Genomic DNA, 13,201 nt, shown 5'->3' with positions numbered 1-13,201 from the left:
ACCGAGGCCGGAGTGCAATTGTCTACGTATAGGCCGCGTATTAGCTTGAACAGCTTTCCCTGTTGTACGAGAGTTCTGGCCTTCTTCTCGCCGATGCCTAGAGCCCGCAACTCCGCGGTGGTGAAACTTCCCATGGTCGGGGACTTTATTTTTTCCAGGCTAGGTTTTTCTCTGTGAGAGAGGCTTCACGGCCAATCTGTGGACAACTTTTAGGGTGTGGAAAACCTCTGCTGTGCTCTCAAGCTTTCGTAAAAGCGTCGACAAGACGGCTTGCGCTTCACCAGGAGCTAGTTGCTGCGCAGTAAGCGCCAGCTGGTGAAGCGGAAGCCCGCCTAGGCCGACTGCAAGCCCGCCTAGAGGAACCGCCCAGGAAAATTCCCAGTGCCCCTTGGCTCTAGAAGAGCCCCCGCCAGACAGCCTTCGCTACGCTGGAGACTATGGCATTCGCAGCAGAGCAACCCGTCCTTGCGCACTCGGAGTTCCGTCCCGTCGGTGAAGTCGAGCGCACTGAGGGAAAATTCGAGGTCATCAGCGAGTTCGAGCCCTCGGGTGACCAGCCGCAGGCAATCGCAGAGCTGTCAGAGTGGTTGGAGCGGGGAGAGCGTGAGGTCGTACTTATGGGTGCGACCGGCACTGGTAAATCAGCCACAGCAGCGTGGCTGATTGAGAAGGTTCAGCGGCCGACGTTGGTCATGGCCCCGAACAAGACGCTCGCGGCCCAATTAGCCAATGAGCTGCGCAGCCTGCTGCCAAACAACGCGGTCGAGTACTTCGTCTCTTACTACGACTACTACCAACCAGAGGCCTACATCGCGCAGACCGATACCTATATTGAAAAGGACTCCTCCATCAACGAGGACGTGGAGCGCCTGCGCCACTCGGCCACCTCAGCGCTGTTGTCGCGTCGCGACGTAGTCGTGGTCAGCTCGGTTTCGTGCATCTATGGCCTGGGTACCCCGCAGTCCTACCTGGACCGCTCGGTGTGGCTGAAGGAGGGCGAGGAAGTTGACCGCGACCAATTCCTGCGCCTGTTGGTGGATATTCAATACGCTCGCAATGACATCGCCTTTACTCGCGGCACGTTCCGCGTCAAAGGTGACGTGGTCGACATCATCCCGGCCTACGAGGAAAAGGCCGTGCGTGTGGAATTCTTCGGCGACGAGATTGATTCCCTCTACTATCTCAATCCACTCACCGGCGATGTCATCGACCAAGTCCCTGAGCTGCGCATTTTCCCCGCTACGCACTACGTGGCGGGCCCAGAGCGCATGGAACGCGCCGTCGCGGATATCAAGGCCGAACTCGCCGAGCGCCTGGCCGACCTGGAAAACCGCGGTAAGCTACTCGAGGCCCAGCGCCTGCGCATGCGCACTGAGTACGATCTGGAAATGATTGAGCAGGTCGGCTTCTGCTCCGGTATTGAGAACTACTCGCGCCACATCGATGGCCGTGCGCCGGGCTCGGCTCCGGCAACGCTCATTGACTACTTCCCGGAGGACTTTCTCACCATCATCGATGAGTCGCACGTGACAGTGCCGCAGATTGGCGGCATGTTCGAAGGCGATGCCTCCCGCAAGCGCAACCTCGTCGATTTTGGTTTCCGCCTCCCGTCGGCGTTGGATAACCGCCCGCTGACTTTTGATGAGTTCGATGCCCGTGTCGGCCAAGTTGTGTTTATGTCCGCAACACCGGGTGATTATGAGCTCGAAAAGACCGGTGGTGAGGTCGTGGAGCAGGTTATTCGTCCGACCGGGTTGGTGGACCCCAAGATTGTCGTCAAGCCCACTGAGGGACAGATTGATGATTTGATCGGCGAGATCCGAAAGCGCACCGAGCGTGATGAGCGCGTCCTCGTGACCACGCTGACGAAGAAGATGGCGGAGGACCTGACCGACTACCTGCTGGAAAACGGCGTGCGGGTGCGGTACATGCACTCGGATGTGGATACGCTGAAACGCGTTGAGCTGCTGCGACAGTTGCGTCTGGGTGAGTATGACGTGCTGGTCGGCATCAACTTGCTGCGTGAGGGCTTGGACCTGCCGGAGGTCTCGCTGGTGTCGATTCTCGACGCCGACAAGGAGGGCTTCCTGCGCTCGGAACGCTCGCTGATTCAGACGATTGGTCGCGCCGCGCGAAATGTCTCCGGCGAGGTGCACATGTACGCCGATAAGATCACCGATTCCATGCAGTTCGCCATCGATGAGACCGAGCGTCGCCGCGAGAAGCAGATCGCGTACAACAAGGAGCACGGCATCGACCCGCAGCCCCTGCGCAAGAAGATTGCCGACATTCTCGATCAGGTCTATGACAACGCTGACACCGAGTACGACGGTAAGACAGGCGCGGCCGCCGATGCGCTTCTTTCGCGTGCCGACGGCGCCGGCGTGGCCGAAGGTGAAGGCGGCAAGCAGATGCCGCGCGCTGAGCTGGAGGCTCTTATCGCCGATCTTTCCGAGCAGATGGCCGCTGCGGCGCGTGAGCTGAAGTTCGAGCTTGCGGGCCGTTTGCGCGATGAAATTTTCGACCTCAAGAAGGAACTAAAAGGCATGATTGAGGCTGGAGTGGAGTAGTTTTTTGCTACTGTTGTGAACAGAAAAACTGTGTAAGCCTAAAAGGGCTTCTGGCCTGCGGTTGCTAGCTGCTGGTAGGGGCTTTATTCGGGTCGATTGCACAAACAAAAACTCTTCAATAGCAACTTCCGCAGTGAGGGATAGTTTTTATGAGTGATTACAACACCATTGTTGTCGGTACCGACGGTTCCAAGTCGTCGCTGCTCGCAGTCGAGCGTGCTGCATCGATTGCTGCGGCTTTCGATGCCACTTTGGTGATTGGCTGCGCTTACTACGAAAACGCGGAGCATGCATCGAAGACTCTGCGCCAGGATTCCGTCCAGGTTCTCGGCAATGACCCAGCTCTGGAAAACTTGGCTGCTGCGAAGGAAGCTGCTGAGGGAGTTGGCGCCACAAAGGTGGAGACCGAGGTGCGCTCGGGCTCGCCGGTTGAGGCACTGATGGGTCTGGTTAATGACCATCGCGCAGACCTGCTGGTGGTTGGTAACCGCGGTATTAACTCGCTGACCGGTCGTCTGCTGGGCTCCGTCCCGGCTGATGTTGCACGTCAGTCTGACTGCGATGTCATGATTGTTCACACCGTCAGCTAATTTAGCCTTCACTTTGAGTCGGCACCTCGTTTATGAGGTGCCGGCTTTCTTTTTTGGGCAGGCAGTTCTTATAGCCCTTACACCCAGTCCAGTTCCGGCAGGTACGCCGTCTGTTGGGCCTCAACAATGACCAGTCCCTGCGTTGCACGAGTTAGCGCCACGTAGAGATCCTGCAAGCCCTGCGGTGACTGCGCCACAATCTCATCAGGCGCAACCACGATGACCTCATCAAACTCCAGACCCTTGGAGGTGGTGATGTCGTAGACCGCGCAGTTTTCAAAGGGCGCAGCGCCTCCCGCAGCGCCTCCCGCAGCGCCATCCAAATATTCCTGCACCTCAGCTCGGGTATCGCCAAGCTTCGCAGTTGGCGCAATAACCGCCACTAGGCGATCCGGCTCTGCAACCTCGGCGACATGATTTAGTGCTTCGGCAACGGTGCGCGCCTGCACCGGCTTCCTGCCAGTGGCACGGATGGAATGAGGAGCTTCCAGCTCCGGATCAATCTGTGCCAACACACTGGCTGCCACCTCCATAATCTCGGCTGGTGTGCGGTAGTTGACCGTGAGTTCATGCAGTCGCCAACGAGAACCGATGATCGGGTCCAGGACATCGTCCCAGGTCTCTGCGCCAGCGGGAGAGCCGGTCTGCGCCACATCGCCGACCAGTGTCATCCAGCCATTCGGGCAGCGTCGCCGCAGCATTCGCCAGGCCATGGCGGAGAGTTCTTGTGCTTCATCGACAATGACGTGGCCGTAGGCCCACTGTCGGTCCGCGGCAGCTCGTTCGGCGGTGGAGCGCAGGTCCTGTTCGCGGTGTCGTTCGGCGAGTTGCTCGGCATCAATGACGTCGTAGGCCGACAGAATTTCGGCATCGAAACCGTCGTCAAGGTCTTGGGACGCGGAACTCGACAGGGTATCCAGCGCTCCCTGTGCCTCATCGACGCGGGCCTGCCAATCCGCATCGTCGGTTTCCTCGTCGCCGACGGGGCCTAGCAGCTCGGCCAGTTCGTCGAGAAGCGGAGCGTCCGACGGCATCCACGCCGTGCCCTCCTCACGGTAGAGAGCATCGCGCGTCAGCTCGTCGTAGTCGGCTGCTGCGTTGTCGATGACTTCGCGGGAGCTCAGCAATTCTGACAGCACCTGCTCGGGTGTCAGCAGCGGCCAGAGCTCGTTGAGGATGTCGGAGACTGCGCCGGATTCGTCGATTTCATCGCGCAGATCTGCCACATCAGTAATCGACAGCAGATTCTCGCCACCCAGCGGATCGCTGCCGATGATGTCAGCCATCTGGGAAGCCAGCAGCTCAACCACGTGGTCGCGGAAAATGGGCCGCGCCAGATTGTGCGGTTTACGGGTGCGACGCGCCCGTGTCCGCGCTGCCTTCACCATGGCCGGGGTAATGGTCAAGGTGATGTTGTCGCTGCGAACTTCCAGAGGCTGTTCGGGAAGATGCTGGTAGGCGCGCACGGCCTCGCGAAGAATGGTGAGCATTTCAATCGAGCCCTTGACCTCTTGTGTTACTAAAGGCTCGGGATTGTGCCCGTCGACAAGCGCGTCGGACGCGCGCACGCCGGGGAAGAGGTCGGCGATGGTTGTCAGCACCACGCCGGTTTCTCCCAGGCTCGGCAACACGCGTGAGATGTAGTCGAGGAATGTTGTGTTCGGGCCGATGATGAGCACGCCCGTTTTCGCCAGCTGATCGCGGTAGGTGTAGAGCAGCCACGCCACGCGGTGCAGCGCCACAGCTGTCTTGCCCGTGCCGGGTCCGCCCTGGACGACCAGCGTGCCGCGGGTGGAGTCGCGGATGATGAGGTCCTGCTCGCGCTGGATGGTCTCAACGATGCCGCGCATATGCCCCGTGCGGGCCTGATTCATGACCTCACGCAGCACTGATTCGCCGCCGACACCGGCGATTTCGTCAGTCTCAGGCGCGACATCATCGTCCTCGCCGGAGAGCCACTCATCGTCGATAGAGCGCACCTTGCGGCCATGCGTGCGCAGATGGCGACGCAGGCTGACGCCCTCCGGATGCGCTGTTGTGGCCAGGTAGAACGGCCGCGCACCGTCGGCACGCCAGTCCATAATCACCGTGCGATAGTCATCGTTTTCATCGGACAGACCGATGCGCCCAATGTATCGCTTATCGACGGTCGCCCCAGCCCCGGAGGCTGCCAGGGGATTATCGGGGTCTGGGTCATCGATATCGATGCGACCAAAGACCAGGCCAATCTCGGCGGAACGGTAGCGGTCCAGGTTGGCTTGCAGTCGGTGGTATTCCACCTCGCGCTCGACACGGGCTTGCGGGTCTGGGTCGTCGATAAGCATGACCTGGCGCAAGTACTCTTGGTCGCGCTCGCGTGCTCGGTCGAGGAAATCGAAGGCTCGGTCGACATAGGCCTGCTCCGCGGCGAGGATGGTGTCCTCGTGCTTTTCTGCCTGGCCAGAATGCTGAGCCTCGTCTGCCGACTCGGGTACGCGCGATGCCAACCTAGTCTCCTCCAACGTGGTCGAAAAATAATGAAACGCCCCCACACGCCAACCGGGGCGTGGGGAGCGTTTAAGTATAGCGCTTGTGCGGCAAGCGCAATATGGCTAGCGATAGCTAGCGGTGAATAGCGCAGTTTACAGTGCGGAATCGATGGCCTTCTCAGCCTTCTTCGTCTGCTTGCGAGCGTTCTTCTGCGCCTTCTTAGCAGCCTTCTTGGCTGCCTTGCGCTGCTTCTTGGTGTCCTTCTTGAAGTCCTTGGCGAAATCCTCAGCGCGGTCGCGAGCCTCTTCGGCGAGCTCGGTGGCCTTGGAGATCCAGTCGTCCTTGTTGTCCTCGACGTAAGCCTTAGCGTTGTCGAAGGCCTCGGTGACCTGCTCGCGCCAGTCGTCCTTGTTGTCCTCGACGTACTCGCGAGCGTCCTCAGCGACTTCAGCTGCCTTGTCGCGGAACTCGCCGGCCTTCTCACGGACGTTCTCGCCAGCGGAAGCGAAGGCCTTATTCATTTCCTCGGTACGCTTTTCCGCCTCGGACTTGGTCGGCAGTGCGGACTGAACCTGCTTGTTCAAGCGCTTACCGGCATCCTCAGCGCGCCAAGCCAGGCCCGGCTTTCCGTCAGTGTCAGCAGTAGCCAGGAACAGGCCGCCGAGCAGGCCGATATCAGTCAGGAAACCAGTGCGGCGGGAAGCCTTTTCCTGCTTGTCCTGAGTCTCCCAGAAAGCGTGGCGAGCCAGCATGGTGGGAACCTGTGCCAGGACCAGCGCGGTAGCGGCGACGCGAGGTGCCTTGCCGAAGGCGTAAAGGGAACCGGCGGCAATCTTGGTGCCGGCGACAACCTTAATCACAGTCTTTTCGTCGCTGGGAACGTAAGCGTTGTACTGGTTCGGAGTTACCGAGCGGACACGGGCAATCAGCTCGCGTGCGCCTTGCTCATGATCCTTCTGGTTCCGCAGCGTATCGACACCATCGGCAACGAAGACCGAAGCCAGCATTGGTCGGGCAAACTTGCGAATCATTTAATTCCCATCTCCTTCATCGTCCAGGTAAGACCACCATTTCGCAGCCGCCTGGTCGCTAATTTCACTATCAATCCTACGCAGCCCGACCTATTTATGTCGGGCGAAATGAAAAGGTTTTTCCCCTTTCTACCAGTCTGCTACCAACCGCGCTCCCGCCACTGCGGAACCTGTGGGCTTTCCGTGCCAACGGTGGTGTCCTTGCCGTGACCAGGGTGAATAACCGAGTCGGCCGGATAGACGCGGAAGACTCGCGCCTCTGTGTCGTCGACAAGCTGCGTGAAATCTTCCGGGGAATACGTTTTTCCGACACCACCGGGGAAGATGCTGTCGCCTACAAAGAGGTGGTGAGAGACGGAGCCGTCGTCAAGCGCGCCTGCTGCCTTGGAGGACAGTGCGAGACAGAGCCCGCCCTTGGTGTGTCCGCGCAGGATGAATGTGGGCAGTTCGATACCGTCGCCGAAGGCGATGGTCTCGCCGCCGTCTAGCTGTTGGTCGGCGGGCTCGGGGATATCTGCCGCGTCGAGTGCGGAGGTGATGTGGCGGGCGGGGAAGACTTCGAGCAGCTCGCCGAGAGCCTGGACGTGATCGCCGTGGGAGTGCGTGGTGACGATAGTGCGCACCTGCGCGCCGACATGGTCAACGAGGTTGCGGAGGTGCTCGGCATCCGTGGCGGCGTCGATGAGAAGGGAGTTGTCCGGCTTGCGTGAATCCACAAGCAGGTAGACATTGTTCTCCATCGGGCCGACCGAGGTCTTATAAATGGTGACGTTGCCGTAGTCGATGCGTTCCACGCCCCGGGTCGTTGGCGAATTGCTATAGGTACTGATAGTGATGTCGTTCATGCGCCCCAGCGTAATGATGACGTGCAAAGCATGCTAGGAATGCGCCTGATATGGGAGAACACAAATACGCGCTGAACACATGTGCGAAAAATTGTTTCTCGCCTGTAGACTAGTGAGCAGCAAATCGTCGACGAATTGAGGTTTCCCACTGTGGCTGAACGTCTAGTGGTCCGTGGCGCCCGTGAGCACAATCTAAAGGGCGTCGACATTGACTTGCCCAGGGACAAAATGGTGGTGTTCACCGGATTGTCTGGCTCGGGTAAGTCGTCGCTGGCTTTTGACACAATTTTCGCTGAGGGGCAGCGCCGTTATGTGGAGTCGCTGAGCTCGTACGCGCGTATGTTTTTGGGCCAGATGGAAAAGCCCGATGTCGAGATGATTGAGGGCCTGTCGCCGGCGGTGTCGATTGATCAGAAGTCAACGAACCGCAACCCACGTTCCACCGTCGGCACGATTACTGAGGTCTATGACTACCTGCGTCTGCTCTACGCGCGCACCGGTACGCCGCACTGCCCGACGTGTGGGGAGAAGATTTCCTCGCAGACTCCGCAGCAGATCGTCGACCAGGTCATGGAGATGCCGGAGGGAACTAAGTTCCAGGTGCTCGCGCCGGTTGTGCGCACGCGCAAGGGCGAGTTTGTGGATTTGTTCGAAAAGCTCGCGTCAGAGGGCTACGCTCGCGTCATCGTTGACGGCGAGATGCATCGTCTATCGGATCCGCCGAAGCTGAAAAAGCAGGTCAAGCACGATATTGACGTGGTCATTGACCGTCTGCAGGTCAAGGATTCGCAGCAGCGCAGGCTCACGGACTCCGTCGAAACGGCGCTTTTGCTTGCCGACGGCGTCGTGGTTATCGACGCTGTCGGGCTAGAGGCGGATGACCCGCGTCGAACCCAGCGGTTCTCGGAAAAGATGGCCTGCCCGAATGGTCACCGCATCGCCATCGATGAGCTGGAGCCTCGGTCGTTTTCCTTTAACTCTCCGTACGGCGCATGTCCAGAGTGTGACGGCATTGGCACCAAGCTTGAAGTGGATACGGACCTGGTCATTCCGGATCCGTCGCTGCCAACGCTGGAGGCGATTGCCCCGTGGCGTCAGACGCTGAATAAGAAGTACTTTGAAAAGCTTGTCGAGGGGCTGGCAACCGAGATGAGCTTTGATCCGACCACGCCTTTTGAAGACCTCACGGCGCCGCAGCGCAAGGCACTGCTGCATGGTTCGAGCCATAAGGTGACGGTGCGCTACCGCAACCGTTATGGCCGTACACGTCAGTACACCGCGCCATTTGAAGGCGTCATGCCGTACCTGCACCGCAAGTTGTCGCAGGCAGAAAGCGAGTCCCAGAAGGATCGCTTCCAGGGCTACATGCGTGAAGTGCCGTGTCCTGCGTGTAATGGCACGCGTCTGCGGCCAGAAATTCTGTCTGTCACGCTGGATTCGTCGGAGTTCGGGCAGAAGAATATTGCCGAGCTCACTGAGCTGTCGGTGCATGATAGCTCTGCGTTTTTGAACTCGTTGACGCTGGGCAAGCGCGAGGAGATGATTGCCGGCCGCGTGCTGCGCGAGGTGCAGGCGCGACTGAAATTCCTGCTCGATGTCGGCTTGGATTACCTGTCGCTTTCGCGTTCTGCCGGTACTCTGTCCGGTGGTGAGGCGCAGCGCATTCGCCTGGCCACGCAAATCGGCTCTGGTCTGGCCGGGGTGCTCTACGTGTTGGATGAGCCCTCGATTGGTCTGCATCAGCGCGACAATAACCGCCTGATCAAGACGCTGAAGAACCTCCGTGACCTGGGCAATACCCTCATTGTGGTCGAGCATGATGAGGACACTATTCGTGAGGCCGACTGGCTGGTGGACATTGGCCCGAAGGCCGGTGAATACGGCGGTGAGATTGTCTACCAGGGTGAACCAGGTGGCATCGTCGAGTGCGAGGACTCCCTGACCGGTGCGTACCTGTCTGGTCGCCGCGTGCTCGCCGTGCCGGAGTCACGTCGTGCGATTGATAAGTCCCGCATGGTGACAGTGCGCGGTGCCCGCGAGAACAATCTGAAAAAGATTGACGTGAAGTTCCCGCTCGGAGTGCTGACCTGTGTCACAGGTGTGTCCGGTTCCGGTAAGTCCACGCTGGTCAATGAGATTCTGGCGAAGGTAATGAGCAATGAGCTCAACGGTGCTCGTCAGGTGCCGGGTCGTCACAGCCGCGTTGAGGGCCTTGATCAGTTGGACAAGCTCGTCCAGGTTGATCAGTCGCCGATTGGTCGCACCCCGCGTTCGAACCCAGCGGCTTACACCGGTGTGTTCGATAAGATTCGCAACCTCTTCGCCGAGACGCAGGAGGCCAAGGTCCGTGGCTACAAGCCGGGGCGGTTCAGCTTCAACGTCAAGGGCGGTCGCTGTGAGGCTTGTAAGGGCGACGGCACCATCAAGATTGAGATGAACTTCCTGCCAGATGTCTACGTTCCGTGTGAGGTTTGCCATGGTGCCCGCTACAACCGAGAGACCCTTGAGGTTCGCTACAAGGGCAAGACCATCGCAGAGGTATTGGACATGCCCATCTCTGAGGCTGCCGAGTTCTTCGAACCAATCCAGTCGATTGCGCGCTACCTCAATACGCTTGTCGACGTCGGCTTGGGCTATGTCCGCCTGGGGCAAGCGGCAACCACGCTCTCCGGTGGAGAAGCGCAGCGTGTGAAGTTGGCCAGTGAGCTACAGAAGCGCTCTAAGGGGCGCACGGTCTACATCCTGGATGAGCCGACTACGGGCCTGCACTTTGAGGACATCCGCAAGCTGATGCTGGTGCTCCAGGGGCTGGTGGACAAGGGCAATACCGTCATTGTTATTGAGCACAACCTGGATGTCATCAAGTCTGCGGACTGGATTATTGATATGGGCCCCGAAGGCGGCTCCGGCGGCGGCACCGTGGTAGTGGAGGGAACTCCGGAAGAGGTCGCACAGTTTTCGGGTTCCCACACCGGTGAGTACCTGAAGCCTCTGCTTCAGTAGATAATCAGAAAACGGCGACCGCGGGTGGAACTGCGGACAACGTATTGGGGCTTCTGGCTGTCAGGAACCGCGTTGCCGCAGCACTGTTTTGCCTCGATGAAAGGGCTGTGCTACTATCTCGACTACGACCGCCAGAGTGCTTCGATATCTGCTGCCTGAAATCAGGTAGTGGGGTGTTAAGGGGCATTCGGCAGCGAAGAGGATTTAAGTCCCACCCTTGGAGCGCCAAAGAATTACGGTAGCGCCGGGGTCCACCCTAATCGGTGATTGTTTGGTCAATCACGTGATTGGAAGGCGTCCTTTTGCAGCACTGAGAATGTAGTTGTTGCAGACGCGTGGCTTTTCTTCCTTTCCCGCTTGCTATCGCGGTTTGAAACGAAGATTGTTCAGGTTCAACCTAGGAGGCCACATCAGCGCTGAAGCTCGTATTAACGAGGATATTCGAGTACCGGAAGTCCGCCTTGTAGGACCGAACGGTGAGCAGGTGGGCGTTGTCCGTACCGGTGACGCACTCAAGCTCGCTTACGAAGCAGACCTTGACCTGGTTGAGGTCGCTCCGCGAGCAAAGCCGCCGGTCGCCAAGATTATGGACTACGGCAAGTTCAAGTACGAACAAGCCCAGAAGGCGCGCGAGGCTCGAAAGAACCAGCAGCAGACTGTGGTCAAGGAACAGAAGTTCCGTCCGAAGATTGATGACCACGACTACGAAACCAAGAAGAACAACGTTGTTCGTTTCTTGGAAAAGGGTTCGAAGGTCAAGGTCACGATTATGTTCCGTGGCCGCGAGCAGTCTCGTCCAGAACTGGGATTCCGCTTGCTGGAGCGTCTGGCCGCTGACGTCGAAGAGTACGGCGTCGTTGAGGCTCGACCGAAGCAGGACGGTCGCAACATGACTATGGTCCTGGGGCCGGTTCGGAATAAGGGTAAGAAGTAACCGACCTGACCAGAAATGGTTGTAAACGAGATCTTTGCGCCACGAGCGTCAAAGATCGGTAGGGGAGAGTTTTAAAAATGAAGCAGAAGACCCACAAGGGCACCGCAAAGCGCATCAAGGTTACCGGTTCCGGCAAGCTGCGCCGCGAGCAGGCTAACCGCCGCCACCTCCTGGAGGGCAAGCCGTCCACTCGTACCCGTCGCCTGAAGGGCACCACGGACGTTGCTAAGTCGGACGTCAAGCGCGTCAAGCGTCTGCTGGGCAAGGCTTAATTTTTCAAGCCTCGTCCCAGGGCTATCGCCCTCTTAATTTCACTAGTTCTTAAAGACAACGAAAAGGAAGTATCACCGTGGCACGTGTGAAGCGGTCTGTTAACGCTAAGAAGAAGCGTCGCGAAGTTCTCGATTCCGCAAAGGGCTACCGTGGTCAGCGCTCCCGCCTGTACCGCAAGGCCAAGGAGCAGATGCTCCACTCCAAGACCTACGAGTTCCGCGATCGCCGCCACCGCAAGGGTCAGTTCCGTCGCCTGTGGATTCAGCGTATCAACGCTGCTGCCCGCGCAAACGACATCACCTACAACCGTTTCATCCAGGGCCTGAACCTGGCTGGCGTTGAGGTTGACCGCAAGAACCTGGCTGAGATGGCAGTCAACGACCCGCAGGCATTCGCTGCTCTGGTCAAGGTTGCCAAGGACGCTCTGCCGGAGGATGTCAACGCTCCAGCTGCTAAGTAAAGCAGCCGCGAGGTAGTCTCGCGTCGGACCGTCGACAAGCGCCCGGCTAAGCGTCAGCACTTAACTTGCTGATAGAAAAACCGCCGTATGGGTAAACGCCCATCGGCGGTTTTTCTTTATCAATCTTTATCAATCTCGTCCGGCACCATTAGGATTAGTCACCATGGTTAACACTGCGCTGCACCTCAACGACGAGCCGTACACCCCTCGCACGCCACGAGTGTCTGCGGCAATCCAGCTTCACCGCGCCGCAAAGCGCAGGAAGACCGGCCGGTTCCTCATCGAAGGCTTCAACTCCGTCGATGCCGCCATTCGCGCTGGGGCCATCGTGGATATCTTCGTCACCGCAGCCGCCGCCGAGCAATTTCACGATCTGCTCCTCGGTTACCTTGAATCGCCGAACGCGCGGCGCAATTCCGTTTCGCTTATCGACGACTCCGCTGCCCGCTCCTTAAGCGAAACAGTCACCACCACCGGACTCTTCGCCGTCTGCGATACCGAAGCGGTGTCCAGCACTCTTGAAGACGCCATCGCTGCGGGCAAAGCTGCCGGTTGCTTAGTCATTCCGGTCGAGTGCAACGACCCCGGCAACGTTGGCACAATCGTTCGCATGACCGATGCGCTCGGAGCAGGTGCGGTAATCCTCGCGGGAGACTCGGTCGATCCGCTGGGTTCGAAGGCCGTGCGCTCGTCGGCGGGCTCGGTCTTTCATACGTCGGTCGCACGCGAGCGCGACATCAACACCGTGCTGGAGAAGGTAGTGGAAGCGGGATTTACCACACTCGCCACCGCTATGGACGGCACGCTGACGCTCGGAGTCGATTCGCTTCCCGACGGTCCCGTCGCCTGGCTTTTCGGCAATGAAGCACATGGCCTATCGCAGGAGGTTACGGCGGTAGCAAATGCCAGTGTGTCCATCCCGATTAAAGGTAAGGCCGAGTCGTTGAACCTCGCGACAGCAGCGGCTATGTGCCTGTGGGAGACCGTCCGCGGAAAGTAGCGGAAAAATTTGCCCAATTGGCTCAA

The 13,201-nt window shown here is 59.0% G+C and carries 10 protein-coding genes and 1 pseudogene; 7 read left to right on the top strand and 4 right to left on the bottom strand.

Annotated features, from left to right (window positions below):
- Nucleotides 1-71 precede the first annotated feature (71 nt).
- Nucleotides 72-134, bottom strand: a pseudogene (locus Q4E11_RS02975) (hypothetical protein); the annotation flags it as partial.
- Nucleotides 135-437: 303 nt separating this feature from the next.
- On the opposite strand from Q4E11_RS02975, the gene uvrB reads away from it, so the two are divergent.
- Both uvrB and Q4E11_RS02965 read left to right on the top strand, forming a co-directional pair.
- A complete protein-coding gene (gene uvrB, locus Q4E11_RS02970) occupies nt 438-2,570 on the top strand; it encodes an excinuclease ABC subunit UvrB (protein WP_303163545.1) in 2,133 nt (710 codons plus the stop codon).
- Between the two features lie 149 nt (nt 2,571-2,719).
- A complete protein-coding gene (locus Q4E11_RS02965; RefSeq protein ID WP_303163543.1) occupies nt 2,720-3,160 on the top strand; it encodes a universal stress protein in 441 nt (146 codons plus the stop codon).
- A gap of 77 nt (nt 3,161-3,237) precedes the next feature.
- On the opposite strand, the gene Q4E11_RS02960 is transcribed toward Q4E11_RS02965, so the two are convergent.
- The 3 genes from Q4E11_RS02960 to Q4E11_RS02950 form a co-directional block, all read right to left on the bottom strand.
- Nucleotides 3,238-5,646 carry an AAA family ATPase gene (locus tag Q4E11_RS02960; protein ID WP_303163542.1) on the bottom strand — a complete coding sequence of 803 codons (2,409 nt, stop codon included), beginning with the start codon at nt 5,644-5,646 and terminating at the stop codon, nt 3,238-3,240.
- A 135-nt stretch (nt 5,647-5,781) separates the two neighbouring features.
- Nucleotides 5,782-6,660, bottom strand: a complete 879-nt coding sequence (locus Q4E11_RS02955) for a DoxX family membrane protein (RefSeq protein ID WP_303163540.1) — start codon at nt 6,658-6,660, stop codon at nt 5,782-5,784.
- Nucleotides 6,661-6,800: 140 nt separating this feature from the next.
- Nucleotides 6,801-7,505, bottom strand: a complete 705-nt coding sequence (locus tag Q4E11_RS02950; protein ID WP_303163539.1) for an MBL fold metallo-hydrolase — start codon at nt 7,503-7,505, stop codon at nt 6,801-6,803.
- A 150-nt stretch (nt 7,506-7,655) separates the two neighbouring features.
- Here Q4E11_RS02950 and uvrA point away from each other — a divergent pair, with 150 nt between their 5' ends.
- The 5 genes from uvrA (at nt 7,656) to Q4E11_RS02925 (ending at nt 13,175) form a co-directional block, all read left to right on the top strand.
- A complete protein-coding gene (uvrA, locus tag Q4E11_RS02945; RefSeq protein ID WP_303163537.1) occupies nt 7,656-10,508 on the top strand; it encodes an excinuclease ABC subunit UvrA in 2,853 nt (950 codons plus the stop codon).
- Nucleotides 10,509-10,890: 382 nt separating this feature from the next.
- Nucleotides 10,891-11,442 (top strand): translation initiation factor IF-3, encoded by a 552-nt coding sequence (gene infC, locus Q4E11_RS02940; RefSeq protein WP_303163536.1) that lies wholly within the window; start codon nt 10,891-10,893, stop codon nt 11,440-11,442.
- Between the two features lie 77 nt (nt 11,443-11,519).
- The gene (gene rpmI / locus Q4E11_RS02935) at nt 11,520-11,714 is read left to right on the top strand and encodes a 50S ribosomal protein L35 (RefSeq protein WP_005511726.1); all 195 of its coding nucleotides are present in this window, start codon (nt 11,520-11,522) and stop codon (nt 11,712-11,714) included.
- Nucleotides 11,715-11,791: 77 nt separating this feature from the next.
- Nucleotides 11,792-12,175, top strand: a complete 384-nt coding sequence (rplT, locus tag Q4E11_RS02930) for a 50S ribosomal protein L20 (protein WP_048758325.1) — start codon at nt 11,792-11,794, stop codon at nt 12,173-12,175.
- A 163-nt stretch (nt 12,176-12,338) separates the two neighbouring features.
- On the top strand, nt 12,339-13,175 hold the full coding sequence (locus Q4E11_RS02925) for an RNA methyltransferase (RefSeq protein ID WP_303163532.1): 837 nt from the start codon (nt 12,339-12,341) through the stop codon (nt 13,173-13,175).
- The last annotated feature ends 26 nt before the right edge of the window (nt 13,176-13,201 follow it).

It is taken from the genome of Corynebacterium sp. (genome assembly GCF_030532195.1).
Taxonomy (GTDB): domain Bacteria; phylum Actinomycetota; class Actinomycetes; order Mycobacteriales; family Mycobacteriaceae; genus Corynebacterium.
Note: the sequence above shows the minus strand (reverse complement) of the source record. Positions and strands in the feature narration are given on the sequence as shown.